We start from the raw sequence: 25,712 nt of genomic DNA on the forward strand, positions 1-25,712 counted from the left end.
CGGTCGGGGATGCGAAGTAACCTAGATCACTTGTGCAACTGGCGGGTAGGCAACCCTCAGATACCGGCGGTGTAACGCTCGACCCGGGCTCGCGCCTTCGGCGTCAGGTCGGGTACGTCGAGCAGCCGCGGCAGCAGCTCCGGCTCGCCGTGGAGGGCGCGGAACATCATCGACACGGTGACCCCGTGCCCCGGCTGGTGCAGCACCCGGATCTCGTCGCCGGCGCTCAGGAAGCCTTCCCCCAGCACCTTCAGGTAGGGACCGGGCCGGCCCACGGCGGCGAACCGCCTCACCCAGGCGGTGTTGTCGTAGCCCCCGATGCCCATCCAGCTCTTGAAGTCGTTGCACGGCGTACGGACCGAACGGACCTCGAGCAGCACCTCCCCCACCTGCCAGCGCTCACCGATCTCGGCCTCGTTGACGTCGATCCCGGTCGTCGTGAGGTTCTCGCCGAACTGCCCGTCCGCGATCTCGTGCCCGAGCTCGGCCGCCCACGCGTCGAGGTCCTCACGGGCGAACGCGTAGACCGCCTGGTCGATGCCGCCGTGGTGCCTGCGGTCGGACACCTGGTCGCCGTCGATCCCGAGCGCGCGCACCATGACCGGACCGTGCACCGCGTGCTTGTCGAACGACGTGCGCCCGATCTCCGCCCAGTCCGCGGCACGCGGCAACCCGACGTTGACGGAGAGGACCGAGGCCATGACCCCAGTCTTCCTTGCGGACCCTCAGTCCTGGACCGATTTCGCGATCGCGACGCAGCGCGTGACCTGGTCAGGGTCCGCCGCTGCTCGGAGCACGGCCCGCACGATCACCCAGTCGCGCGCCCGCTCCTCGTCGAGCATCGCCGCGTCGACGGCCGCGTGGAAGCGAGCGCGCACGCCGCGGCGTACGTCGCCAGCCAGCTCGTCCCAGCGGTGCCACAGCAGCGGGGCGACCTCGAAGTGCGGGTCGCCGCTGAGCGGCTCGGGCGCGATCGCCAGCCACGGCTCCCGGTCGCCGGCGAGCACGTGGCCGTAGTGCAGGTCGGTGTGCAGCAGCCGTCCGTCGGTCGCCTCGTCGGCGGCGAGGTCGCGCGCCAGGGCGGTCGCCTGCTCGACCAGCCGCCGCGGCAGCGGGGCCTCGGACAGGTGCTCGGTCCAGCGCAGCACCTCCTGCGACAGTCGCGGGAGCTGGGGCACGGCCGGGACGTGCAGCCGCGCGTAGAGGCTGCCGACGATCTCGCAGGCCTCGACGTCCCAGTGGTCCGTGAGGTCCTCGGGGTGCAGCCGCTCGAGCAGCAGCACCGACCGCCGCGGGTCGGCGCGCAGCAGCTCGACCGCGCCGTTGCCGTGCCAGTGCTGGAGCGCGAGGTGCTCGTGCTCGGCCGCGCCCAGCTTGAGCACTGCCGGGCGGCGGCCAGCCGTGCGGACCGGCACCACGCCGGTCGGCTCGCCGTCCGGCGTCAGCTGCCATTCCTCGAGCAGGTCTCGCACGCCGTCATCTCATCAGGCGGCGGTCCCGATGACGTAGGCGGTCCGGACCGAGCGCCGTACGACGGAGTTGTCCGCGCGCACGAGGTGCACCCGCCAGGCGGCGTCCGTGCGTCGGATGCCGTCACCGTTCGGCGGGCCGTAGAGCGAGCCGTGGGCGCAGGAGTAGAAGCCGAGCCAGGACCGGTGGTGCGGGATCGTGCCCCACGCGCCACCGACGCGGAGCGTGCAGCGCTGGCCACCTGCGAGCGTCAGTGCCTGGGGGCTCGGCTGGTCGGGAGCCGTCGCGTCCGCGAGGGCCCCGCGGTAGCGGACCCGGACCAGCTCCTTCGCGGTCGCGTCGCGCAGGCAGAGCACCGTGTGGTGGGCCGAGGGCCAGCACGACGGCAGGTAGAGCGCGCTCGGGTAGCAGGAGAGGATCCCGTCGTCGACGGCCGAGACCGCCGCGTCCGAGCAGGTGGCCGTGCCTTCCTTCTCGCGGTGGACCTGCCACCCGGGAGCCGCGTGACCGTCCGCCGTCACCTGCGTCGCCGGTGAGACCTCCGGCTCGTGGGCGTCGGCGGGGCCGACGAGTCCGAGCAGGGCGAGTGGTGCGAGGAGCAGGCCGACGAGAGCGGTGCGCATCGGGGTCCCTTCCAGGTTCGTTGCCGTGACCTGGGTCAGACGCGCGCGGACGCCGAGGAGTTGCGGCTAGATCGTCCGGATCCAGTGGTCGGGCGGCAGGTCGGGCTTGCCGGGCACCGGCTCCTCGGTCTCGGTCCACGCGTCGCCCCAGGCGTCGCGGGCGACGGCCCTCCAGAAGTGCCCGGCGCTGACGTTGCCGTCCTGGAAGGCGATCTCCCACGCCCCGGGATGGCGCGCGATCACGTCGGCCGCGAGCGCACGACCGGTCCCACCGCGGCGGGCCGCGGGCACGACGAAGAAGGCGTCGACCGTACGTCGCGCCGCGTCCAGGCCGCCGACGACCGCGAACGCCACCGGGGCGTCCTCGCCCGTGTTGGGGTGCGGTCGCCAGTCGAGGTAGCCGACCGCGTCCGGTCGCGGGTAGCCGTCGAGGCCGGCGTGCTGGTAGCGCCCGTCGGCGTACGGGAAGCCGTGGACGACCTCGGACAGGTCGTGCCGGTAGGCCTGCCACAGCCAGGCGACGACCTCCCACTGGTCGTCGTCGACCGGCCGGACGGTCACTTCTTGGTCTTGTCCGTCGGCTGGGTGGTGGACAAGGCGGCGACGAAGGCCTCGGGCGGCACCTCGACGGTCCCGATGTTCTTCATCCGCTTCTTGCCGGCCTTCTGCTTCTCGAGCAGCTTGCGCTTGCGGGTGATGTCACCGCCGTAGCACTTCGCGAGCACGTCCTTGCGGATCGCGCGGATGTTCTCGCGGGCGATCACCCGGGCGCCGATGGCGGCCTGGATCGGGACCTCGAACTGCTGCCGCGGGATGAGCTCCTTGAGCTTGCCCGCCATCATCACGCCGTAGGCGTACGCCGCGTCCTTGTGGACGATCGCCGAGAAGGCGTCGACCGGCTCGCCCTGCAGCAGGACGTCGACCTTGACCAGGTCGGCCGCCTGCTCCCCCGAGCGCTCGTAGTCGAGCGAGGCGTAGCCCTTGGTGCGCGACTTCAGCTGGTCGAAGAAGTCGAAGACGATCTCGCCCATCGGCAGCGTGTAGCGCATCTCGACGCGGTCCTCGGACAGGTAGTCCATGCCCTGGAGGGTGCCGCGCTTGGTCTGGCAGAGCTCCATGATCGTGCCGATGTAGTCGCTCGGGCTCAGGATCGTCGCGCGGACGACGGGCTCGCGCACCTCGGAGATCTTGCCCTCGGGGAACTCGCTCGGGTTGGTCACCACGAGCTCCGAGCCGTCGTCCATGAGGACGCTGTAGACCACGTTGGGGGCGGTCGAGATCAGGTCGAGGTTGAACTCGCGCTCGAGCCGGTCGCGGGTGATCTCCATGTGCAGGAGCCCGAGGAAGCCGATCCGGAAGCCGAAGCCGAGCGCGCCGGAGGTCTCCGGCTCGTAGGTCAGCGCAGCGTCGTTGAGCTGGAGCTTCTCGAGCGCCTCGCGCAGGTCGCCGAACTGGTCGCCGTCGATCGGGTAGAGACCGGCGTAGACCATCGGGTTGGGGTGCTTGTAGCCGCCGAGCGCCTCGGTCGCGCCGTTGTGCTGGGTGGTGACCGTGTCACCGACCCGCGACTGGCGGACGTCCTTCACGCCGGTGATCAGGTAGCCGACCTCGCCGACGCCGAGCTCACCGGCCTTGACCTGCTCGGGGCTGATCACGCCGACCTCGAGCATCTCGTGGACGGCACCGGTCGACATCATCTTGATGCGGTCGCGGTGGTTGAGGCTGCCGTCGATGACCCGGACGTAGGTGATCACGCCGCGGTAGGTGTCGTAGACGGAGTCGAAGATCAGCGCCCGCGCGGGCTTGTCGGCGTCGCCCACCGGCGGCGGGGTCTCGTTGACGATGTGGTTGAGGAGCGCGTCGACGCCCACGCCGGTCTTGGCGCTGACCCGGAGCACGTCGTCGGGGTCGCAGCCGACCAGTCCGGCGAGCTCCGCGGCGTACTTCTCCGGGTTGGCGCTCGGCAGGTCGATCTTGTTGAGCACCGGGATGATGTGGAGGTCGGCGCCCATGGCGAGGTAGAGGTTCGCCAGCGTCTGCGCCTCGATGCCCTGGGCGGCGTCGACGAGGAGGACGGCGGCCTCGCAGGCCTCGAGCGAGCGGGAGACCTCGTACGTGAAGTCGACGTGGCCCGGGGTGTCGATCATGTTGAGGACGTAGGTGCCGGGCTCGGCGCCCTCAGCGTTGTCGGCGGGCACCGTCCACGGCATCCGCACGGCCTGGCTCTTGATCGTGATGCCGCGCTCGCGCTCGATGTCCATCCGGTCGAGGTACTGCGCCCGGGCCGCGCGCTCGTCGACGACACCCGTCAGCTGCAGCATCCGGTCGGCCAGCGTCGACTTCCCGTGGTCGATGTGGGCGATGATGCAGAAGTTGCGGATGATCGCCGGAGGAGTGCTGCCCGGCGGGGGCGCGGTGTTCGTGGGCACAGACGTCTCTCGTCGACTTGCTGGGACGTGCTCATTCTCCCACACGGGAGGGTGGGGAGCCGCCTCAGCGCAGGCGTCGGATGCGGTCCACGACCGGGTCCGCCGCGATGAGCAGCAGGAGCGGGAAGTACGACGTCGCCGGCACGGCGAGCGTGATGACGAGGGCGAGGACCAGCGCGGCGGCGTTCACGAGACCCTTCAGCGGGTCGACGTCGGCGTGGCCGTCGGTCAGGTCCGGGAAGCGCCGGACGAGCCACTCGACCACCGTCAGGGACAGCGTGGTCGCGATCATCGTCGCGATGTAGAGGACCTTGGTCGTCGGGTTGTCGCTCGCCTCCGCGACCACCGCCGTCGGGAACGGCAGGAAGACGATGGTCATCGTCCAGATCATCAGCACCGACGCGAGGCCGCGGTGGTAGGAGACGACGTGGCGCATCGTGCCGTGCTGGACGAACCAGAAGCGCGACAGCACCACGAAGCTGAGCACGAAGGCCCCGAGCTCGGCCTCGTTGTCGCGCAGCAGTGCGTCGACGGAGGCGTACTGGTCGATGTCGGCCGTGATCTCGACCAGGGGCAGCACCAGCAGCGTGATCGCGATCGCCACGATCGCGTCGATGAAGGTCAGGAAACGGTCGAGGTCGCGCGCCCGCTCAACCCGTTCGCTCGTCACCACGGCCGCAGGCTAGCGTCACGCCGTGATCCCGACGACCATCCCGCACGGCCGCACGGCCCGGCGTCTCGAGTGGCCGCACCTCCCGCCCCACGTCCGGGCGATCGTCGAGGAGCGCTGCGGGTCACCGGTGACCGGGGCCGTCACCCAGGGCACCGGGTTCACACCCGGCTTCGCCTCGGTGCTCACCTGCGCGGACGGCTCGCGCCACTTCGTGAAGGCCGCCTCCCGCAAGGCCCAGAGGATGTTCGCGGAGGCGTACGCCGAGGAGGCCCGCAAGCTCGCCGCCCTCCCACCGACCGTCCCGGCCCCGCGGCTGCTCTGGCTGCACGACGCCGACGACTGGGTGCTGCTCGGCATCGAGCACGTCCAAGCCCGCCACCCGCGCCGGCCCTGGCGACCGGCCGACCTGACCGCCTGCGCGGCGATGGTCGAGGCCATGGCCGACGTCCTCACTCCCCCGCCGGCCGAGCTGACCGCGGACTCGTTCCTCGAGGAGTTCGCCGACTGGCCGGCGTGCTGGGAGCAGGTCCGCGCCGCCGCGCCCGACCTGCCCGGGTTCGCCGAGCGGGCCGACGAGGCGGCCGCGCTCGCGGCACGCTTCGCCGAGGTCGCCGACGGCTCGACGCTCGTCCACACCGACGTCCGCGACGACAACATGCTGCTCACCGCGGACGGACGCGTGCTGCTCTGCGACTGGAACTGGCCGGTGGTCGGCGCCGCCTGGCTGGACACCGTCTTCCTGATGATCGGGCCGCGCGGCGACGGGGTCGACGTCGATGCGTTGCTCGCCGAGCTGGCGCTGACCCGCGACGTGGCTCCCGAGGCCGTCGACATCGTGATCGCGCTGGTCACCGGCTACTTCCTGATGTCGGCAGCCCAGCCGGTGCCGCCGACCTCGCCGTACGTCCGCGACGTGCAGCGCTGGCAGGGTGAGGTCTGCTGGGAGTGGCTCGCCGAGCGGCGCGGGTGGCTCTGAACGGTTTCGAGACGGGTCGGTGAGCCCCGCGCGGCGCGCGCGTCTCACCCGATCCCTCCTCAACCTCCTCGGCTCACGCTCGTTCCTCGCAGGCTCGGCCCGGGCTACCTCGGAGATTTGGGCGGGATCGAGCCCCGCTGCTAACGTTGTCCGTCGCGCTACGAGTGGTTTCACCGTGCGCGCACCCCGACGTAAGACGACCGAACCAAACACCGAGCGAAGGCACACCAGTGGCGAACATCAAGTCCCAGATCAAGCGCAACAAGCAGAACGAGAAGGCCCACGAGCGCAACAAGTCGGTCAAGACCGGCCTGAAGACCGCCGTGCGCAAGTTCAACGAGGCCGCCGAGGCCGGCGACAAGGACAACGCCGTCAAGCTCGGCCAGGACGCCGCCCGCAAGCTCGACAAGGCCGCCTCCAAGGGCGTCATCCACAAGAACCAGGCCGCGAACCGCAAGTCGTCGATCGCCAAGAAGGCCGCTTCGCTCTGATTCACCCCGCCGCCTGATCCAGGCGGCACGTCGGTCGTTACGTTGACCCGCCCGAAACTTTCGGGCGGGTCAATGTCTATTTAGCGCTGATCCCTGAGCGCGGTGACCGTCAGGACCAGTCGCTCGAGCGTGTACGACGCGTCGCTCGCGGCACCCTTGATGTCGGCGTCGGCCTGGGCGATCGCCCGGATCGCGCGGGCGATCCCGCCGTCGGACCAGCCACGGGACTGGTCGCGGATCGTGCGGAGCTTCCAGGGCGGCACGCCGACCTCGCGGGCGAGGTCCGCCTCACGCATGCCGCGCGGCGCCGACTTGTAGCGAGCCACCCCACGCGCGCCACCGGCGAAGGCCGAGGTGACCAGGACCGCAGCGGTCCCGCCGTCGAGGGCCCAGCGCAGCTCCTCGAGCGCTACCGTGCGCCGGCCCCAGAAGGCGGCGTCGGCGACCGCGAACGACTTGGCCTCGGCCCGGCCTCCGAAGTAGCGCTTCACGAGCTCGACCGTCAGCGCCTGGCCGGCGAAGTCGCTCGCCAGCTGGTCGGCAGCGGCGGCCAGCGCACGGAGGTCCTGGCCGATCGCCTGGACCAGGAAGTCGGCGGCCTCCTGCTCCATGCTCGCGCCGTGGCTGCGCACCTCGGCGGCCACGAACGCGGGGTACTCCGAGGGGCGCAGCTCGGCCGACTTGGACTCGGTGACGGTGTCGAGCTTGCGCAGCTTGGTGAGGGTGCCGGAGCCCTTGGGCCCGCCCCCGTGGACGAGCACCAGCGCGACGTCGTCGGCGGGCGACGCGGCGTAGTCCACCAGTCCGGCCACGGACTCCTCCGGGAGGTTCTCGAGGGCGCGCACGACCACGCAGCGGGTGCTGGAGAAGAGCGACGGCGCGGACATCTCGCCCAGGCTCGCCATGGTGAGGTCACCGGCCATGGTGTCGGCCATCTCCGCCTCGGCGTCATGGGCGCGGACCGCGGCGCGGACCGCGGAGACGGTGCGTTCGCCGAGGAACTCCTCCTTGCCGGTGATCAGCGTGACTCGGCCGAGGACGTCGTGTGCGCGGGGCTGTGAGGGACCTGCCATGGTGCGGTCAGCCTGCCATACGGTGCCGACGGTCCGACGACCGCGCGAACTCCGCGAGCGCGTCCGCGAAGTCGACCTCGGTGAAGGCCGGCCAGAGCTTCGGACTGAGCACGATCTGGGCGTTGCTGGCCTGCCACGGGAAGAACCCGGAGAGCCGCTGCTCGCCGCTGGTCCGGATCACCAGGTCGATCTCCTTCACCGGTCCGCCCGGCAGCCCGCGGGTGACGTCGTCCTCCCCGATCGAGAGGTTGCGGGTCTCGGCGGCAGCGATCAGGGCAGCGCGGATCCCGGTGACGATGTCCTCGTGACCGTCGTACGCGATCGCGAGCGTCACGTGGGCCGGCCGGCCCCGGGTCGCGTCCACCAGCTGGGCGAGGCTCTCCCGCGTCGTGGACGGGAGCAGGCGCTCGTCACCGGACACGTGAGCGCACCACCGCGGGTGTGCCAGCACCTGTTCCGGGACGATCTCCTCGAGCAGCGTCATCAGGTGGTCGACCTCGGCCACCGGGCGCTTGCGGATGTTGTCGGCCGACAGCACGTAGACGGTCAGGTGGTCGATCCCCCAGGTCGTCGCCCAGCGCAGCACGTCCCCGACGTGCTCGGCGCCGGCGCGGTGGCCCACCCTCGCATCGGCGAAGCCGGCCAGCCTCGCCCACCGTCGGTTGCCGTCCATGACCAGCCCGACGTGCCGCGGCCGCGGCGCTCCTCGCAGCTGCCGACGCCGGGCCGCAAGACGGATCCGGGCGGGCAGGCTGGTCGGCACGCGGCCAGGATAGTCACGGCTCAGCCGGTCTCGGTGAACAGCTTGCCGCCCTCCTCGACCACCGCCAGGTCGCCGTCGGTGTCGGTCCGCAGCACCCTCGCCCCGGACGCCGCCAGGGGTGCGAGCGTCGAGTCGGCCGGGTGGCCGTAGTCGTTGTCCGCGCCGACCGACACCAGCGCGACGCGGGCGCCCAGCGACAGCAGCCAGGGCTCGTCCTGGTAGCGGCTGCCGTGGTGCGGGACCTTGAGCACGTCGACGTGCAGACCCGGCAGCGACCGCGCCAGTGCCGCCTGCCCGTCGGGCTCGACGTCACCGGTGAGCAGCAAGCGCACGCCCCGGACCTGCGCGAGCAGCACCACGCTCGCCTCGTTGGCCGTGCTCCCGTCGCCCGGACCGACGGTCGGCGAGTCCGGTGGCGGCCAGAGCGCCTGCAGGGTCACGTCACCGACCGTCCGCGTGACGTCGTACGGCGCCGGGGTGGGTGTCAGCGCCGCTCCCCGCGCGACGTGGTCGACCTCCTCGACGCCGGCCGGCGGGTCGAGCAGCCGGGTGGTCTCGACCGCGCCGACCTGCCGGCCGTCGAACACCCCGCTCAGCCCGTCGACGTGGTCGGCGTGGAAGTGCGTCAGCACCACGAGCGGCACGGACTCGATCTCGAGCCGGTCGAGACAGCCGTCGACCGCGGCCGGGTCGGGGCCGGCGTCGACCACGACCCCGGCGTGCGGCCCGGCGTTGATCACCAGGGCATCGCCCTGGCCGACGTCGCACGCGACCAGGACCCACCCGTCGGGGGGCCAGCCCGGGGTCGGCGGACGGACCAGCACCACGACGGCCAGCAGCACGCAGCAGCCCACCCCGGTGACCGGGCGGCGGAGCAGGACCGGACCGGCCAGCGCGATGCCGAGCACCACCACGGTCAGGGCTGCGAGTGCGGGCAGGCTGGTCCCCCACCCGACCGAGGCGACCGGCAGGTCCGCGCAGCGCCGAGCGACCACCACGATCCACGCGACGCACCACCCGGCGAGCGTGCCGAGCGCTCGCCCGCCGGCCGGCCAGACCAGGCCGACCAGGCCCCCACCGAGCCCGAGCACCGTGGCGGGGCCGACGACCGGTGCGACGAGCAGGTTGGCAGCGACCGCGACCAGGCTCACCTGTCCCGAGATCGCGGCGACCACCGGCGTGCACGCGAGCTGAGCCGCCGCGGGCACGGCGATCGCCTCCGCCGCCCACCGGGGCAGCCACCGGCTCAGGGCGTCGCGCCAAGCCGGAGCCAGCAGCACGATGCCTGCGGTGGCGAGCACCGAGAGCGCGAAGCCGGCCTGCACCGCCAGACCCGGGTCGACGAGCAGCAGCACCACGACCGCGACACCCAGGGCGCGGGCGCCACGCTGCCGCCCGTTGGACCCCATCGCGAGCAGAGCCACGGTGCCCATCACGGCGGCCCGCAGCACGCTCGGCTCGGTCCTGGCGAGCAGCACGAAACCGGCGATCCCCGCCGCGCCCACCACCAGCAGCCACCGACCTCGCACCCCGGCCCAGCGCGCGAGGACGAGCAGGAACCCGACGACCAGGGTCAGGTTGGTGCCGGAGACCGCCAGCAGGTGGGTGAGCCCGGTGGTGCGGAAGTCGTCCGCCAGACCGTCGTCGAGCCCCGCGTCGTCACCGTCGACCAGCGCCGGGACCAGCGCGCGCTGGTCGGCCGGTCGGTGCTCGACCGAGGCCCGGATCGAGGCTCGGACCACCGCAGCACCGCGCCACCATGCACCGGGAGCGGTGAGCACCTCGGGCGGACCCCGAGCGGCCAGGACCGCCGCCAGGTCGCCGTCGTCGGCGGGACCGAGCCGCCCCGAGGCGTGGACCGTGGCACCCAGCGGCAGGTCGAGCCAGGCCTCGTCCGCCAGGACGAGGACCGGCGCCGACAGCGTGTAGGTGGCGCCGCGCCCGGTCACCTCGCGCACGTCGAGGCGGACCGTCACGACCACGCCGTAGCGGCCCTCCGTCTCGCGCGGGTCGGACGTGACGGTGGCGACCAGCCCGACCGCAGCACCGTCGGCCGCCAGGCGGGCCACCGGGCTGCGGGCGACCTGGTCGGCGCGCAGCGTGGTCACCGCGCTGACGGCCGTGACGACCAGCAGCGCCCCGGCGACGGTGCGTGCCCACGCACGGTCGCGGCGGCGGAGCAGCGGCCAGAGCCCGGCGGCGGCCGCGGCCGCTGCGAGGACGACCCACCAACCGCACCACCGACCCACCCCGGCGCCCGTCCAGCCGGCGGCCGCCAGCAGGAGCATCCGCAGGTCGGGGACCTCGCGCCGCGCATCCTCGGCCACCTCACACCGTGACGTAGGGGGCCAGCTGGCCGAGGGTCGCGTCGCCGATGCCGTCGACCTCGAGCAGCTCGTCGACAGCCGTGAAACCACCGTGCTCGGAGCGCCAGGACAGGATCGCCTGGGCGGTGACCGGGCCGACCTCGGGCAGCGCCTCGAGCTCGGTCTGGGTGGCGGTGTTGAGGTTGACCAGTGCAGCGCCCGGGGTGGGCGCGGAGCCGGAGGCCGTCGACGGCGCGGGCGGCACCGCCGTCACCCCGACGACGACCTGCTCCCCGTCGACCAGGACCCGCGCGAGGTTGAGGCCGGAGAGGTCGACACCGGCCCGCGCCCCTCCGGCGGCCTCGAGAGCATCGACCACCCGCGCACCGGGGTCGAGCACGACGATGCCTGGCTTGCGGACCTTGCCGGTGACGTCGACGGTGACCGAACCGGCCGCCGGCGACGTGCTCGAGTCGGCGGCGACCGGTGACGCGTCCGCCAAGGCCGCGGCCTCGCTGGGGGGCGGGATCGTCGGCGCCTCCAGCCGGTCGGGATCACCTCGCACCAGCCACCAGCCGGTCACGGCCAGGCCGACCGCGACCAGGACCGCGACGACGGTCAGCTGCGCGGGACCGAGCGCGAACCGGCCCCGGTCGAGTCGTCCGAGCGACGCGACCGCCCGATGGGACGCGTGCCGCCCCGGCACTGGGACGAGCGGTGCCGGCTCCTCCCACGCGTCATCGGGCGGCGACTGCTCGACCGGCCGGGCGGCGGCCAGCTCGGCGCTGAGCAGCGCCAGCCGGCGGGAGACGGCTTCCTGGTGCTCGGGGCTGGGACGGCGAGTGGGCATGCGGCGACGCTAGGCAGCGACACCGACCTCCGTCAGCCGGCGTACGTGGACCTGTGGAGAGCCCGGTCCGGAGCCGGGCTGGGGATGAGAACCGGGCCGTTCTCAGGCTCGCGGAGCCACGCAGACCGCGATCATCCCGGGACCGACGTGAGCACCCAGGACGGCCCCGAGCTCGCCGCACCACACCTCGCGGCCGTCGAGGTTGGCCTCGAGACGGGCGGACAGCTTCTCGGCGAGCTGCTCGGCTCGCTCCAGGCTGGCGAGGTGGGCGACGCAGACGTCGACCGGACCGTCTCCGGCCGCCTGCACCGCGAGCTCCTCGAGCCGGCTGAGGGCGCGCGCGGACGTCCGCACCCGCTCCAGCGAGGCGACCTTGCCGTCCTCGATCTGGAGCAGCGGCTTCACGGCGAGCGCGCCACCGAGCAGCGCAGCGGCAGCGCCGATGCGTCCACCGCGGCGGAGGTACTCCAGCGTGTCGACGTAGAACAAGGACGACGACGCCGCAGCGCGCGTCCGCGCGGCCGAGGCGGCCTCCTCGGCGGTGCCGCCGGCATCCAGTACGTCGGCCGCCGCGAGCGCGGCGTACCCCGTCGCCACACCCACCTGCCGGGTGTCGACGGGGATCACCGGGATCGACGCGTCACGAGCGGCGAGCTGCGCGGACTCGAAGGTGCCGCTCATGTCACCGGAGAGATGGACCGACACGATCTCCGTCGCCCCGTCGGCCGCCGCCTTCTCGTAGACCTCGAGCAACGCGGCCGGTCCCGGTCGCGAGGTGCTGACCGGCTTCCACTCCTTGAGCGCGGCGGCGACCAGCTCGGGCGTCGCGCCGTCGGCACCCTCGTCGTAGACGCGGGAGCCGATCACGACCTGGAGGGGTACGACGACGATCCCCCGCTCGGCCGCCACCTCCGGGGGGAGGCTGGCGGTCGAGTCGGTGACGATCACGGCCGGCATGCGAGGAAGGCTAGACGAAGGACCCAGGCGAACGGTCAGACGACGACGTTGACCAGCTTGGGCGCCCGGACGATCACCTTGCGGACCGGACGGCCGTCGATCGAGCGGATCACGTCGGCGTCGGCCAGGGCCAGCTGCTCCAGGTCGGCCTCGGAGATGTCGGGCGACACCTCCAGGCGCGCGCGGACCTTGCCCTGGATCTGGACGACCGCGGTGACGGACTCCTCGACCAGCAGCGCGGGGTCGACCGTCGGCCAGCCGGCGCGGGCGACGGTCGGCTCGAGGCCCAGCCGCTCCCACATCTCCTCGGCGGTGTACGGCGCCACCAGCGACAGCAGGATCGCGACCGCCTCGGCGGCCTCGCGGACGGCCGGGTCCTCCGGGCCGCAGCCCGAGTCGATGGCCTTGCGAGTCGCGTTGACCAGCTCCATCACCTTGGCGACCATCACGTTGAAGCGGTAGGCCTCGACCAGCTCGGCCGCGTCGCGCACGGTCCGAGCGGTGACGCGCCGCAGTGCGACGTCGCCGCCCTCGGCCGGCGTACCCGCCGCCGACGTGACGTCGCCCGACAGCCGCCAGGCGCGCTGCAGGAACTTCAGCGAGCCGGCCGGCGACATCTCTGCCCAGTCGATGTCGTCCTCCGGCGGACCGGCGAAGACCAGGGTCAGTCGTACGGCGTCCACTCCGAACTCCGCAAGTTGGTCCCCCAGGTTGACGCCGTTGCCCAGCGACTTGCTCATCTTCTTGCCGCGGTTGATCACGAAGCCCTGGTTCAGCTGCGCGGCGAACGGCTCGCGGGTCTCCAGCATCCCCATGTCGGCCAGCACCTTGGTGAAGAAGCGGGCGTACAGCAGGTGCAGCACGGCGTGCTCGACGCCGCCGACGTAGATGTCGGCCGGCATCCAGGCGTTGGCCTTCTCGACGTCGAACGGGCCGTCGGTGTACGCCGGGGAGCAGTAGCGCAGGAAGTACCACGACGAGTCGACGAAGGTGTCCATCGTGTCGCTGTCGCGCTTCGCCGGGCCGCCGCAGGTGGGGCACTCGACGTTGACCCACTCCTCGGCCGCGGCTAGCGGCGAGACGCCCTTGGGCTTCAGGTCGGCGCCACGCAGCTCGGGCAGCTCCAGCGGCAGCTGGTCGTAGGGAACGGCGACCTCGCCGTCCTTCTCACAGTGGATGATCGGGATCGGCACGCCCCAGTAGCGCTGGCGGCTCAGCAGCCAGTCGCGCAGCCGGAAGTTGACCGCGCCCTTGCCGGACTTCTGCTGCTCCAGGAAGTCGATGGTCGCGCGCTTCGCCTCGGCGACGCCCAGGCCGTTGATGTCCAGCGGTGCGTGGACCCCGGGAGCGGGCGAGTTGATCGCCGGTCCCTCGCCGTGGAACGCCTCGCCGTCGAAGCCCTCCGGCGTCTGCGTCGTCCGGATGATCTCCAGGCCCATGACCGTGGCGAACTCCCAGTCGCGCTGGTCGCCGCCGGGCACGCCCATGACCGCGCCGGTGCCGTAGTCGGCCAGCACGTAGTCGGTCGCCCAGACCGGGATCTGTGTCCCGGTCACCGGGTTGGTGGCCGTGACGCCCAGGTCGACGCCGGTCTTGGGGCGGTCCGTGGACAGCCGCTCGATCTCGGTCTCCCTGCGGATCTCCTCACGGTAGGCCTCGAAGGCGGCGCGCTGCTCGTCGGTCACCAGCTCGTCGGCCAGCGGCGAGTCGACGGCCACGACCATGAACGTCGTACCGAAGATCGTGTCGGGACGCGTGGTGTAGACGGTGATCGGCTCGTCGCGGCCCTCGACGACGAAGTCGACGTGGGCGCCCTCGGAGCGCCCGATCCAGTTGCGCTGAGCCGTGACGACGCGCGTCGGCCAGGTCGGCTCCAGGTCGTCCAGGCAGTCCAGCAGCTCCTGGGCGTACTCCGTGATCTTGAAGTACCACTGCGTCAGCTCGCGCTTGGTGACCTCGTGGCCGCAGCGCTCGCAGCGACCGTCGACGACCTGCTCGTTGGCCAGCACGGTCTGGTCGTTGGGGCACCAGTTGACCGGGCTGTTCTTGCGGTAGGCCAGCCCGCGCTCGCGGAACTTCAGGAACAGCCACTGCGTCCAGCGGTAGTACTCCGGGTCGGACGTGTGCAGGCGGCGCGACCAGTCGAAGGAGATGCCGTAGTGCTTGAACGACTGGTACTGCGTCTCGATGTTGGCGTAGGTGTACGTCGCGGGGTGCTCGTTGTTGCGGATCGCGGCGTTCTCGGCGGGCAGGCCGAAGGAGTCCCAGCCCATCGGGTTCAGGACCTCGAAGCCCTGCTGCCACCAGTAGCGCGCGATCACGTCGTGCAGCGCGGTCACCTCGGCGTGGCCCATGTGCAGGTCGCCGCTCGGGTAGGGGAACATCGTCAGCGCGTACTTCTTCTCGCGCGGCGAGTCGTCGTCGGCGCGGAACGGCTCGAGCTCGTCCCAGACCGGCAGCCACTTGTCCTGGGTGGCGCGTACGTCGTACGTCGCCTGCTCGTCGTGCTGGCTGTCGTGCTCGCTCATCGTCGTCTCTCTCACGTCTGGTGGCGGGGGTCTGCTCCGGGCACAAAAAAGCCCCTCGGGCACGAGGGGCAGCCGCGTCGATCTGTGCGTCTCGACGCGGCTAGGTAAGGAGCAGGATCCTGCGCATGGTCCCAGGATAGCCCGCGCGCTCGTCGTGGCTACAGTCACGGGCATGAGCGATCAGCGCACCGTGCCCGACCTCTTCCGACTCGACGGCAAGGTCGCCGTCGTCACCGGCGCCTCGAGCGGCCTCGGCGTCGCCTTCGCGAAGGGCCTGGCCGAGGCCGGCGCCGACGTGGCGCTCGGGGCACGTCGCGTCGACCGGCTCGCCGACACCGCGGCCCTGGTGACCGCGGCCGGCCGGCGGGCGCTCGAGGTCGGCACCGACGTCGCCGACCCGGACTCGTGCACCAACCTGGTCGCGCTCGCGATGGAGGAGTTCGGCCGCGTCGACATCCTGGTCAACAACGCCGGCATCGGGACGGCGGCCCCCGCGACCCGCGAGAAGCCCGAGGACTTCCGGCAGGTCATCGACGTCAACCTCAACGGCTGCTACTGGATGGCGCAGGCCTGCGGCCGGGTGATGCAGCCCGGCTCCAGCATCATCAACATCAGCTCGGTCCTCGGCATCACGACCGCGGGACTCCCCCAGGCGGCGTACGCCGCGTCGAAGGCCGGCCTGATCGGCCTCACCCGCGACCTCGCGCAGCAGTGGACCGGTCGCAAGGGCATCCGGGTCAACGCCATCGCGCCGGGCTTCTTCGTGTCGGAGATGACCGACCAGTACCCGCCCGGCTACCTCGAGTCGCAGGAGCCGCGGATCCCGAGCGGCCGCAAGGGTGACCCGGCCGAGCTCGCCGCCACCGTGGTCTTCCTCGCCTCCGACGCCGCCGGCTACATCACCGGTCAGACGCTCCCCGTCGACGGCGGCATGACCATCACCTGACCCGACCCGTTGGTTGAGGAGGTTGCGCAGCAACCGTCTCGAAACCACAGGTCACCTGCAGGCTGCGAGGGTTTCGAGACAGGACTTCGTCCTTCCTCAACCCACGGTGGAGCGCGGGGCTGTGACCATCACCTGACCAGACCCGTTGGTTGAGGAGGTTGCGCAGCAACCGTCTCGAAACCACAGGTCACCTGCAGGCTGCGGGGGTTTCGAGACAGGACTTCGTCCTTCCTCAACCCACAGTGGAGCGCGGGGCTATGACCATCACCTGACCCGACCCGTTGGTTGAGGAGGTTGCGCAGCAACCGTCTCGAAACCCCGGAGAGCCGAGAGACCCCCGCAACCACAGGTCGCCCTGCAGGCTGCGGGGGTTTCGAGACAGGACTTCGTCCTTCCTCAACCCACGGTGGAGCGTGGGGCTACTTCTTGACCTTGAAGGTGGTCTTCGCGGTCTTGCCGGAGTCGAGACCCTTCACGGTGACCGTGTAGGAGCCGACCTTCTTCGGGGTGACGACCACCTGCATCGTGCCGCCGGAGACGTCCCGGGTGGAGGACGAGCTGTCGGTGCCGGAGATCTTCACCGAGACGCGTCGGTCGCCGCCGAACTTCGAGGCAGTGATCGTGACCTTCTTGCCCGGCTTCACCGAGGACGGCGAGGCCTTCACGCTGGCGTGGTCGCTGTTCGCGTCGTCGACCAGGCCGAGGGCGCTGCGGATCGTGAAGTAGAGATCTGTCTGGTCGGTGAGGCCGACGACGTTCGCGGCGCCCGGGCCGTAGCCCGCGAGACGCAGCTGGGTGCCGGTGTGCTGCTGCGAACCGCCCGCGGGAGCGGTGCCGTAGTTGATCGCGATCGGCGCGTTGTCCTTGGTCGTGAGCGTGACGCTCAGACCGGGGGTGGTGCTGCCGACCTCGATGATCTGGCTCGAGTGGGCGTGGTCGGCGGTGACGAACACCGAGGTGTTGCCGTCCTGCTTCGCGAAGGCGAGCGCGGCCTGGACGGCCTCGTCGAAGTCGACGGTCTCACCGATCTGGCCGCAGGCGTTCGCGGCGTGGTCCTGCTTGTCGATGCTGGCGCCCTCGACCTGCAGGAAGAAGCCGTTCGGGTTCTTCAGGAGGTCGATCGACTTCTCGGTCATCGCGGCCAGCGAGGGCAGCGCGGTGGCGTTGTAGTCCGGGTTGTCCGTGCACTTCGCCGCCGGCAGCTTGGCGCCGCCGACGGTCGCGGCCGGACCGGTCCAGTGGACCGGCAGGTTGCCGGAGGCGAAGAGCCCCAGCACCGGCGCGTCCTGGTCGGCGTGCGTGATTGCGTTGAGGCCGGCCTCGTCGCTCACCATCTGGTAGCCGCGCTCGGTCGCCTGCTGGCTGAGGGTCTTGCCCTTCCAGCCGCCGGCCGTGGCGGTCTGGGTGAACGTCGCCGAGCCGCCACCCATGGTCACGTCCGGGCGGGTGTCGAGCAGCTGCTCGGTGATCGAGCCGAGACCGCCGTTCTCCAGCGCCGCCTCCGGGCAGGTCGTGGTGGTCTGCGTCGGTCCGTAGCAGGAGCGCGCCGAGATGTGCGAGACCTGGACGGCGGGGGTCGCGTCCTGGATCTCCGACGTCGTGATGTCGCCGGTCTTGAGGCCGTTGAGCTTCGCGAGCTCGAGCAGCGTCTGCTGCGGCTGGCCCGCGAGGTTGACCGAGATGGCGTTGTCGTAGGTCTTGGTGCCGGTCGACCAGGCCGACCCCGTGGCCGCGGAGTCGGGCACGTAGTCGGGCAGGCCGGTCGTCTTGTCGAGCGAGTACGTCGTGTACTGACCGGTCAGCGGCAGCGCGTCGATGCCCTTGAAGCTGCCCGCGGCGCCCTCGGCGTAGTCGCGGGCGACGGTGATCTCGGAGTCACCCATGCCGTCACCGATGAGGAGGATGACGTTGCGGGCGTGGCCCTCGACGACCGCCTTCTTCACGGCGGACGACTGGTCGCCGTCGAGGCGGGTCGCGCCTCCGTGGACGGCCAGGGGAGAGTCAGGGGCTTGGGCGGCGGCGGCGAGGCCAGCGGTGGTGGCCAGCGCTGCGACGGCGAGGGAGCCGACCGCGAGCTGTCGACGCGACCGGGTGATTCGTGCATGCATGATTCGTGGGGGTCCTTCCGAGCAAGTGGGCAGGGTCCGTCTGTGCAATGACGACCCGACCAGTCAGCGGTGAACCACTCCTACCGGTCCGGTGAAGCCTGGGTGGCGCGTGCACGTCCGGAGGACCCCCCGCTAGGTTCGTCGGCGTGACGAGCCCCCAGATTGTCGTGATCGGAGCCGGATTCGGCGGACTGGGCGTCGCCCACGCCCTGCGCGCGGAGGGCCTCACGGACGTGACGATCCTCGAACGCGCGGACACGGTCGGCGGCGTCTGGCGCGACAACACCTACCCCGGCGCCGCGTGCGACGTCCCGTCCCCGCTCTACTCGTGGTCCTGGGCGACCAACCCCGCGTGGGGCCGTCGCTACTCGCAGCAGCCCGAGATCCTCGCCTACATCGAGCGCACCGCCGCCGACGACGGCCTGCTCGACCTGGTCCGCACGGGCGTCGACGTCACGTCGGTGGAGTACGTCGATGGCCGGTGGCGCGTCGGCACCAGCACCGGCAGGTCGTACGACGCGGACGTCGTCGTCTCCGCGGTCGGCCAGCTGTCCCACCCGGTCGTGCCCCCGATCCCCGGCACCGACACGTTCGCCGGGCCGGCGTTCCACTCCGCCGAGTGGCGCCACGACGTCGACCTCACCGGCAAGCGCGTGGCCGTCGTGGGGACCGGCGCCAGCGCGATCCAGTTCGTGCCCGGGATCGTCGACCAGGTCAGTGCGATGACGGTCTTCCAGCGGTCGGCGCCGTACGTCGTCCCCAAGCCGGACCAGGAGTACCGCCCGCGCCACCACCGGCTCTTCCGCCGGTTCCCCGGGCTGCTGGCGGCCGAGCGCACGGCGTGGTTCTGGCTCACCGAGCGCTTCAACGGCGCCCTCGAGGGCACCTCGCCGATCACCCGCCCGCTGATGGCCGCCATCCGGGGCGCCTGGCGGCTCCAGCTGCGCAGGCAGGTCCACGACCCCGCGCTGCGCCGCAAGCTCGTGCCGGACTACCCGCTCGGCTGCAAGCGGCTGCTCTTCTCCAACGCGTGGTACCCCGCGCTCGACCGGGACCACGTCGACGTCGTCACCGACCGCGTCACCGGGGTCGAGCCGACCGGGGTGCGTACGGCGGACGGCACGCTGCACGAGGCCGACGTGCTCATCTGGGGCACGGGCTTCGCGGCCACCGACTTCCTCGCCGGCATCGACGTCACCGGGCCCGACGGCGCCACCCTGCAGAAGGCGTGGGACGGCGGCGCGCGCGCCCACCTCGGCATCACCGTCGCGGGCTTCCCCAACCTGTTCGTGGTCTACGGCCCCAACACCAACCTCGGCGGCAGCTCGATCATCGGCATGATGGAGGCCCAGGCCGGCTGGATCTCCCAGGTCGTCCGCCGGATCGCCGACGGGGGCGCCGAGCGCGTCGCCGTACGCCAGAGCGTCTGGGAGGACTACGACCGCGAGATGCAGGGACGGTTGCAGTCGAGCGTGTGGGCCGGCTGCGACAGCTGGTACCGCGACGGCGAGCGGATCACCACCAACTGGCCGGGTCAGGTCACGGAGTACAAGGAGCGGACGGCGACCGTCGCCTGGTCCGAGCTCGAGCTCAGCTGACCGCTGGTCTGCCGAGCTTCATCAGCACCCAGCCGATCAGGATCAGCACCACGCCCATCGCGGCCACGAACGCCGCGACGCCGAAGGCGACGACCGACGTGAAGAGGCTCGCGCGCAGGAACGACGCGTCCATCACCGTCTCGCGCTTCGGGTCGTCCTGGGCCATCTCGGCATAGGTCTTGCCGCCCGCGATGCCCTCGGCGTGGGTGGCGATGATGTCGGCCTGGAAGTAGGCCGTGAACGGGCCCTTCACCGGCTTGCCGGCGAAGTGCTTCGCGTCGTCGGAGACGGTGATGTTCTCGGCGGCGAGGGTGTGGGACACCATCGCGTAGGTGGAGACGCCGGCGACCAGGAAGATCACGCCGAGCACGGCGACGATGATCCCGACGACGCGGGTGCTGCTGGACGACTGCGCGGGAGTGGTGGCGGGAGCGGACTCGGACACGGTGGCCTCCTCGGTCAGCTCCCAATGTGGCACCGGCCCGAGCCGGGGCCATCACCCGATGCGGGTGACCCTTCAGCCCTCCGCGGAACCCGCGATGTTGACCATCCAGCCCACGCCGTACTTGTCCTCGAGGTCGCCGAACCAGTCGCCCCAGGGCGCCTTCTCGAGCGGCACGTTGACGGTGCCGCCGTCGGACAGTCCGGCGAACCAGGCGCGGAGCGTGTCGACGTCGTCGCCGCTCAGCGCGATCCGGCCGTTGTGGATCTCCTCGGGCATGTGGCTGGGGACGTCGGACCCCATCAGCTGCAGGGTGTCGGAGATCGAGAGCGCCGAGTGCATGACCTGGTCGGCCTCGCTCTCGGGGACGCCCATGCCGCCCTGGTCGGCGAAGGTCATCACGTCGAGCTGGCCGCCGAAGACGGACTGGTAGAAGGTCATCGCCTCACGGGCCTGGCCGCGGAAGCCGAGGTAGGGGTTGAGCTGGGTGGACATGGAGCGCTCCTTCGTCGATGGTCTGTGCCGAGTCTGACCCCGATCACCGACAGAAGTCATCGCTCACTCGACGGCCTGCTCCTTCGCCCACCGGTAGTCGGCCTTGCCCGCGGGCGAGCGCTGCATCGCCGGCACCCGGACGATCGCCTTGGGCAGCTTGTAGCGCGCGATGTGGCGACCGGCCTCGGCCAGCAGCTCCTCGTCGGTCGCCTCGGCGTCGTCCTCGAGCTGGACGATCGCGACCACCTCGTTGCCCCAGCGCTCGGACGGCCGGCCGGTGACGACGACGTCGCGCACCGCGCGGTGGGCGGCCACCGCTCTCTCGACCTCCTCGGCGAAGATCTTCTCGCCGCCGGAGTTGATGGTGACGCTGTCGCGGCCGAGCAGCCGGATCCGGCCGTCCTCGAGGACGCTGGCCCGGTCACCCGGCACCGACCAGCGCATGCCGTCGACCATCGGGAAGGTGCGCGCCGACTTCTCCGGGTCGCCGAGGTAGCCGAGCGGGACGAAGCCGCGGCGGGCCAGCCAGCCGCCCGACTCCCCCGGCGCCAGCTGGCGCGTGAGCAGGTCGTCGAGCACCCAGGTGTCAGGACGAGGCGTGAACACCATCGCCTCGTCCTCCATCCCCTTCATCGTCATCTGGCTCATCTGCAGCCCGGACTCCGACGAGCCCGCCGAGTCGAGCACCATCACGTGGGGCAGCGCCTCGAAGATCCGGTCCCGCACGGACGGCGTGAGCGCGGCGCCACCGTTGCCGAAGCTGACCAGGCCCGACAGGTCGTAGCTGCCCTGCTCGACCTCCTCGACGATCGGCTTCGCGATCGCGTCGCCGACGCAGACGATGTTGAGCACGCGCTCGCGCGCGGCCACGGACAGGGCGTTCGCGGCGTCCAGGCTGTGCACGTCGTCGGGGATCACGATCTTGCCGCCCGACGTGATCCCGTGGAAGGTCGACCACTGCGCGGCGCCGTGCATGAACGGCGGGATCATCAGCATCGCCAGGCCGCCGTTCGCGCCGCGGGCGTAGTCCGCGATCGCGTCGTACGACGGGTAGGGCTCGGTCTCACCGAACGGCGTGCCGCCCATGGTCGACACGTAGATGTCGTGGTGCTTCCACAGCACGCCCTTCGGCATGCCCGTCGTCCCACCGGTGTAGAGCAGGTAGAGGTCCTCGCCGCTGGGCGTCGGCATCCCGCCCGCGGGCTCCGGGGTGGCGAGCGCGTCGTCCCACCAGACCGCGCCCGGCAGCAGGTCGTTGCCCGACTCGTCCGGGACCTGGACGAGCACGGAGAGCTGCGGCAGCTGGTCGCGCACGGCGGCGACCACCGGGGCGAACTCCGCGTGGAAGACCAGCGCCTTCGTGTCGGCGTCGCTCAGGAGGTAGACGAGCTCCTCCTCGACGTAGCGGTAGTTGACGTTGAAGGCCCCGACCCGGGCTCGGAACGCACCGAGCATCGCCTCGAGGTACTCGTTGCCGTTGCGCAGGTAGATCCCGGCGTGGTCCTGACCGGACTCGTGGTTGGCCAGCTCGGACCGCTCGGTGCGTACGCCGAGGCCACGGCTGACGAAGAACCGGGCGACGCCGTCGATGCGGGCGTCCATCTCGGCGTAGGTCACCCGGCGGTCGCGCCAGACGAGCACCTCCTGGTCCGGCACGGCGCGGGCGACGGTGCCGAAGACCGTCGCCAGGTTGAAGCCATCGGGACCAGGACCGGACATCGGGACCACCCTCACTAGAACACGTTCTCGTTTCCGCGATGCTAGCGGCTGCCTGTGACGGCGACCACCGGTCTCGGAGTTGATCAGGAAGATTGATCAGGTAGCCTGACTATATGTCCGGCTCCTCCCCCGATCGCGTCGCGCGCGAGCTGCAGACCAGCCTCGGCCTGCTGGTCCGACGGCTCCGTCAGGTGCGCGTCGTCGACGACCTGAGCCAGCCGGAGAGCACCGCCCTCGCGAGCCTGGTCCGCAACGCCCCGGCGACGTCCGCCGACCTGGCCCGCATCGAGAACATCAGCGCGCAGTCGATGCACGCGACGATCACGACGCTCGAGCGCCGCGGCCTCGTGGAGCGCAGCGTGGACGCCGCGGACGGGCGCCGGATGCTGGTCGACCTGACCGACGCGGGCCGGGCGCTGGCGAGCCGGAAGCGCGATGCGCGGGCCGAGCAGTTCGCCGCCGTCCTCGCGGAGCACTTCACGGCCGACGAGCGGGCCGCGCTGCACGCCTCGGCCCCGCTGCTGGAGCGGCTGGCGAAGGCCCTGTGAAGAACGGCTCGTTCACCCGCACCTCCGCTCCCCCTCGTACGACGTTCGACCGGCGCCTGATCGCGCCGATGGTCCTGGGGTCGGTCCTCAACCCGGTGAACTCCTCGATCATCGCGATCTCGCTGGTGCCGATCGGCCGGGCCTTCGACGCCCCGCCGTCCCAGACCGCCTGGCTGGTCTCGGCGCTCTACCTGGCGACCGCGATCGGCCAGCCGGTGGTCGGCCGGCTCATCGACGTCCTCGGCCCGCGCCGGCTCTACCTGGTCGCGACGGCGATGGTGGGTGTCGCGGGGGTGATCGGCTGGCTCGCCCAGGACCTCTGGGTGCTCGTGGTCGCGCGCGTGATCCTCGGCTTCGGCACCTGCGCGGGCTATCCCGCCTCGATGTACCTGATCCGCAGCGAGTCGCTGCGCACCGGCGAGGACAGCCCCGCCGGCGTCCTCACCCTGCTCGCGGTCGCGAGCCAGACGATCGCGGTCGTCGGCCCGACGCTCGGCGGCTTCCTCATCGGGGTGGGCGGCTGGCGCGCCACGTTCGCGGTCAACATCCCGCTGTCGATCGCCTGCCTGTGGCTGGGCAGCCGCCGGCTCCCCAAGCACGAGCCGCTGGCCGACCAGCGGTCCGACGACACCCGCTTCGACCTGGCCGGGGTCGCTCTCTTCGCGGCGACCCTACTGGCGCTGCTGTTCTTCCTCATGGAGCCCGGTGTCGCCGTGGTCCCCCTGCTCGGCGTCACGGTCGTCGCGGCGATCGCCTTCGTGGTCGTCGAGACGAGGGTCCGAGCACCGTTCGTCGACGTCCGCCTGCTCCGGGGCAACCTGCCGCTGGTCACGACGTACGTGCGCGGGCTGCTGACGGCGACCGTCAGCTACTCGTTCCTCTACGGATTCACCCAGTGGCTCCAAGAGGGCCGCCACCTCGACCCGTCGACCGTCGGGCTCGTGCTGATCCCGATGTTCGGCACCGCGATCGTCGTGTCGACGCTCACCGGACGCCGCCCGGAGATCCGCGGCAAGCTCCTCGTCGGTGCCGTCCTGCAGGTCGCCGCCTGCGCGGTGGTCCTGTTCCTCGGCGGGGGCACCACGATCTGGGTGCTCGTCGCCCTCACGCTGCTGCTCGGCATCCCGCAGGGCCTGCTCGGACTCGGCAACCAGAACGCCGTCTACCACCAGGCCGATCCCGAGCGGGTCGCGTCGTCGGCCGGCCTCCTGCGGACCGCGATGTACGTCGGCGCGATCGTCGCCGCGGCCGCGAGCGGGCTGTTCCTCCACGACGGCGCCACCACCGACGGCGTGCACCACCTGGCCGTCTTCATGCTCGTCGTGTCGTCCCTGATGCTGCTCACCACCGTCGCCGACCGCTCGCTCGCCAGCGTGGGCGCTCGCAGGCCCTAGCCGCGCCGACCCTCGGTCTCGACGACCACGTTGGTCGACTTGATCACCGCGGTGGCATGCACGCCGGGCTCGAGCCCGAGCTCGTCGGCAGCCTCGCGGCTCATCAGCGAGACGACCCGGTAGTCACCGCAGGCGAGCTCGACCTGCGCCATCACGCCGTCGCGCTTCACGGAGACGACGACACCGGTGAAGCGGTTGCGCGCACTGGAGGTGCGGTCCGAGCCCGACAGCGAGGCGATCAGCGGCGCGAGTGCGTCGGCCGGCAGCACCCGCTGGTTGCCGCGGCGCTCGAACGAGACCCGGCCGTCGGCCTCCCACCGGCGGAGCGTGTCGACACTGACCCCGACGGCCTGGGCGACCTCACCGATCCGCAAGTACTCAGCCACCGCGCCAGCATAGGGCCGATCCTCCCACTCCTAGGCAATAGATAGGCCTGGATCCCGCTACCACGCTCAGAATTCTGCCCACAATCTCGGACGTGCCCTAGGATTCGGGTCTGTCCGGGGGACACGACGACGACTCGAGGAGTGCAGATGAAGCGATGGATCGCCAGCACGGCGGTGGTGGCGCTCGTGACCCTGGCCGCAGGCTGCGGCTCCGACGACTCCTCCGACGGGAGCGGCACGACGACCCTCCACGTCTTCGCGGCCTCGTCGCTCACATCGACCTTCGAGACGCTCGCCAAGCAGTTCGAGGCGAGCCACGACGGTGTCGACGTGCAGCTCAACTTCGGCGGGTCCTCCGACCTGGTCGCCCAGCTCCAGGACGGCGCCCCCGGCGACGTCTTCGCGTCCGCCGACACGGCCAACATGGACAAGGCGACGGCTGCCGACCTGGTCGACGGCACCCCCACCCCCTTCGCGACCAACACCCTCGAGATCGCCGTGCCACCGGGCAACCCGGCCGGGATCAAGACCCTGGACGACCTGACCAAGAGCGGGCTCAACCTCGTCATCTGCGCACCCGAGGTCCCGTGCGGCGCCGCGGCCCAGCAGGTCGCCGACGACGCCGGTCTCACCTTCTCCCCGGTCAGCGAGGAGCAGTCGGTCGCCGACGTGCTCACCAAGGTCAGCTCGGGCGAGGCAGACGCAGGTCTGGTCTACGTCACCGACGTCCAGGCTGCCGGCGACTCGGTGGAGGGCATCACGTTCCCGGAGTCGTCCTCGGTCGTGAACACCTACCCGATCGCCGTCATGAGCGGCAGCGACCAGGGCGACCTCGCCCAGGAGTTCGTCGACCTCGTGACCGGCACCGACGGGCAGCAGGTCCTCGCGGACGCCGGCTTCGGCAAGCCCTGATCGTGAGGTCGCGAACCGGCAACGT

24 protein-coding genes are annotated in these 25,712 nt (G+C 71.5%); 7 read left to right on the top strand and 17 right to left on the bottom strand.

Going from position 1 to position 25,712, the window contains the following annotated elements; genetic code table 11:
* Window positions 1–56: 56 nt before the first annotated feature.
* The 6 genes from ABLE68_RS00470 to ABLE68_RS00495 form a co-directional block, all read right to left on the bottom strand.
* Window positions 57–701 (bottom strand): MOSC domain-containing protein, encoded by a 645-nt coding sequence (locus ABLE68_RS00470; protein WP_348869097.1) that lies wholly within the window; start codon window positions 699–701, stop codon window positions 57–59.
* Between the two features lie 24 nt (window positions 702–725).
* A complete protein-coding gene (locus ABLE68_RS00475) occupies window positions 726–1,472 on the bottom strand; it encodes an aminoglycoside phosphotransferase family protein (protein WP_348869098.1) in 747 nt (248 codons plus the stop codon).
* Between the two features lie 12 nt (window positions 1,473–1,484).
* Window positions 1,485–2,093 carry a hypothetical protein gene (locus ABLE68_RS00480; protein ID WP_348869099.1) on the bottom strand — a complete coding sequence of 203 codons (609 nt, stop codon included), beginning with the start codon at window positions 2,091–2,093 and terminating at the stop codon, window positions 1,485–1,487.
* 66 nt (window positions 2,094–2,159) lie between these two features.
* Window positions 2,160–2,654 carry a GNAT family N-acetyltransferase gene (locus tag ABLE68_RS00485; RefSeq protein ID WP_348869100.1) on the bottom strand — a complete coding sequence of 165 codons (495 nt, stop codon included), beginning with the start codon at window positions 2,652–2,654 and terminating at the stop codon, window positions 2,160–2,162.
* Complete coding sequence (gene lepA / locus ABLE68_RS00490; RefSeq protein ID WP_348869101.1) at window positions 2,651–4,522, bottom strand: translation elongation factor 4; 1,872 nt, start codon at window positions 4,520–4,522, stop codon at window positions 2,651–2,653. The genes ABLE68_RS00485 and lepA overlap by 4 nt, the downstream gene beginning before the upstream one ends.
* Before the next feature lie 64 nt (window positions 4,523–4,586).
* Entirely contained in the window at window positions 4,587–5,195 is a 609-nt protein-coding gene (locus tag ABLE68_RS00495; RefSeq protein ID WP_348869102.1) for a TMEM175 family protein, read from the bottom strand.
* Window positions 5,196–5,217: 22 nt separating this feature from the next.
* Between ABLE68_RS00495 and ABLE68_RS00500 the strand changes: the two genes are divergently transcribed.
* The gene (locus ABLE68_RS00500) at window positions 5,218–6,171 is read left to right on the top strand and encodes a phosphotransferase family protein (protein ID WP_348869103.1); all 954 of its coding nucleotides are present in this window, start codon (window positions 5,218–5,220) and stop codon (window positions 6,169–6,171) included.
* Between the two features lie 230 nt (window positions 6,172–6,401).
* Window positions 6,402–6,662 carry a 30S ribosomal protein S20 gene (gene rpsT / locus ABLE68_RS00505; RefSeq protein ID WP_348869104.1) on the top strand — a complete coding sequence of 87 codons (261 nt, stop codon included), beginning with the start codon at window positions 6,402–6,404 and terminating at the stop codon, window positions 6,660–6,662.
* Between the two features lie 80 nt (window positions 6,663–6,742).
* On the opposite strand, the gene holA is transcribed toward rpsT, so the two are convergent.
* The 6 genes from holA to leuS form a co-directional block, all read right to left on the bottom strand.
* The gene (gene holA / locus ABLE68_RS00510; RefSeq protein ID WP_348869105.1) at window positions 6,743–7,735 is read right to left on the bottom strand and encodes a DNA polymerase III subunit delta; all 993 of its coding nucleotides are present in this window, start codon (window positions 7,733–7,735) and stop codon (window positions 6,743–6,745) included.
* 7 nt (window positions 7,736–7,742) lie between these two features.
* Entirely contained in the window at window positions 7,743–8,498 is a 756-nt protein-coding gene (gene uppS / locus ABLE68_RS00515) for a polyprenyl diphosphate synthase (protein ID WP_348869106.1), read from the bottom strand.
* A 20-nt stretch (window positions 8,499–8,518) separates the two neighbouring features.
* Window positions 8,519–10,825 (bottom strand): ComEC/Rec2 family competence protein, encoded by a 2,307-nt coding sequence (locus tag ABLE68_RS00520; RefSeq protein WP_348869107.1) that lies wholly within the window; start codon window positions 10,823–10,825, stop codon window positions 8,519–8,521.
* 1 nt (window position 10,826) lies between these two features.
* Entirely contained in the window at window positions 10,827–11,654 is an 828-nt protein-coding gene (locus tag ABLE68_RS00525; protein ID WP_348869108.1) for a ComEA family DNA-binding protein, read from the bottom strand.
* A gap of 102 nt (window positions 11,655–11,756) precedes the next feature.
* The gene (locus ABLE68_RS00530; protein ID WP_348869109.1) at window positions 11,757–12,611 is read right to left on the bottom strand and encodes a DegV family protein; all 855 of its coding nucleotides are present in this window, start codon (window positions 12,609–12,611) and stop codon (window positions 11,757–11,759) included.
* A gap of 35 nt (window positions 12,612–12,646) precedes the next feature.
* On the bottom strand, window positions 12,647–15,139 hold the full coding sequence (gene leuS, locus ABLE68_RS00535; protein ID WP_348869110.1) for a leucine--tRNA ligase: 2,493 nt from the start codon (window positions 15,137–15,139) through the stop codon (window positions 12,647–12,649).
* Between the two features lie 172 nt (window positions 15,140–15,311).
* Here leuS and ABLE68_RS00540 point away from each other — a divergent pair, with 172 nt between their 5' ends.
* Window positions 15,312–16,085 (top strand): SDR family NAD(P)-dependent oxidoreductase, encoded by a 774-nt coding sequence (locus ABLE68_RS00540; RefSeq protein ID WP_348869111.1) that lies wholly within the window; start codon window positions 15,312–15,314, stop codon window positions 16,083–16,085.
* A 419-nt stretch (window positions 16,086–16,504) separates the two neighbouring features.
* Here the strand turns inward: ABLE68_RS00540 and phoA are convergent, their stop codons facing one another.
* Entirely contained in the window at window positions 16,505–18,193 is a 1,689-nt protein-coding gene (gene phoA / locus ABLE68_RS00545; RefSeq protein WP_348869112.1) for an alkaline phosphatase, read from the bottom strand.
* Window positions 18,194–18,339: 146 nt separating this feature from the next.
* Between phoA and ABLE68_RS00550 the strand changes: the two genes are divergently transcribed.
* The gene (locus ABLE68_RS00550; RefSeq protein ID WP_348869113.1) at window positions 18,340–19,791 is read left to right on the top strand and encodes a flavin-containing monooxygenase; all 1,452 of its coding nucleotides are present in this window, start codon (window positions 18,340–18,342) and stop codon (window positions 19,789–19,791) included.
* On the opposite strand, the gene ABLE68_RS00555 is transcribed toward ABLE68_RS00550, so the two are convergent.
* The 3 genes from ABLE68_RS00555 to ABLE68_RS00565 all read right to left on the bottom strand — a co-directional run bounded on the left by ABLE68_RS00555 (window position 19,784) and on the right by ABLE68_RS00565 (window position 22,447).
* Window positions 19,784–20,236 (bottom strand): aromatic ring-opening dioxygenase LigA, encoded by a 453-nt coding sequence (locus ABLE68_RS00555; RefSeq protein WP_348869114.1) that lies wholly within the window; start codon window positions 20,234–20,236, stop codon window positions 19,784–19,786. The two genes, ABLE68_RS00550 and ABLE68_RS00555, sit on opposite strands and share 8 nt — an antisense overlap.
* Before the next feature lie 72 nt (window positions 20,237–20,308).
* Window positions 20,309–20,728 carry a VOC family protein gene (locus ABLE68_RS00560; RefSeq protein ID WP_348869115.1) on the bottom strand — a complete coding sequence of 140 codons (420 nt, stop codon included), beginning with the start codon at window positions 20,726–20,728 and terminating at the stop codon, window positions 20,309–20,311.
* A gap of 63 nt (window positions 20,729–20,791) precedes the next feature.
* Window positions 20,792–22,447: an acyl-CoA synthetase gene (locus tag ABLE68_RS00565; RefSeq protein WP_348869116.1), complete on the bottom strand. Its 1,656-nt coding sequence runs from the start codon at window positions 22,445–22,447 to the stop codon at window positions 20,792–20,794.
* A gap of 113 nt (window positions 22,448–22,560) precedes the next feature.
* Between ABLE68_RS00565 and ABLE68_RS00570 the strand changes: the two genes are divergently transcribed.
* Window positions 22,561–22,995 carry a MarR family winged helix-turn-helix transcriptional regulator gene (locus ABLE68_RS00570; protein ID WP_348869117.1) on the top strand — a complete coding sequence of 145 codons (435 nt, stop codon included), beginning with the start codon at window positions 22,561–22,563 and terminating at the stop codon, window positions 22,993–22,995.
* Window positions 22,992–24,389, top strand: a complete 1,398-nt coding sequence (locus tag ABLE68_RS00575; RefSeq protein ID WP_348869118.1) for an MFS transporter — start codon at window positions 22,992–22,994, stop codon at window positions 24,387–24,389. The genes ABLE68_RS00570 and ABLE68_RS00575 overlap by 4 nt, the downstream gene beginning before the upstream one ends.
* Here ABLE68_RS00575 and ABLE68_RS00580 read toward each other — a convergent pair.
* Window positions 24,386–24,775, bottom strand: a complete 390-nt coding sequence (locus tag ABLE68_RS00580) for a TOBE domain-containing protein (RefSeq protein WP_348869119.1) — start codon at window positions 24,773–24,775, stop codon at window positions 24,386–24,388. The genes ABLE68_RS00575 and ABLE68_RS00580 overlap by 4 nt on opposite strands.
* Window positions 24,776–24,922: 147 nt before the next feature.
* Here ABLE68_RS00580 and modA point away from each other — a divergent pair, with 147 nt between their 5' ends.
* Complete coding sequence (gene modA, locus ABLE68_RS00585) at window positions 24,923–25,687, top strand: molybdate ABC transporter substrate-binding protein (RefSeq protein ID WP_348869120.1); 765 nt, start codon at window positions 24,923–24,925, stop codon at window positions 25,685–25,687.
* Window positions 25,688–25,712 lie beyond the last annotated feature (25 nt).

The sequence above is a fragment of the Nocardioides pollutisoli genome (assembly GCF_040045055.1).
Taxonomy (GTDB): domain Bacteria; phylum Actinomycetota; class Actinomycetes; order Propionibacteriales; family Nocardioidaceae; genus Nocardioides; species Nocardioides tweenelious.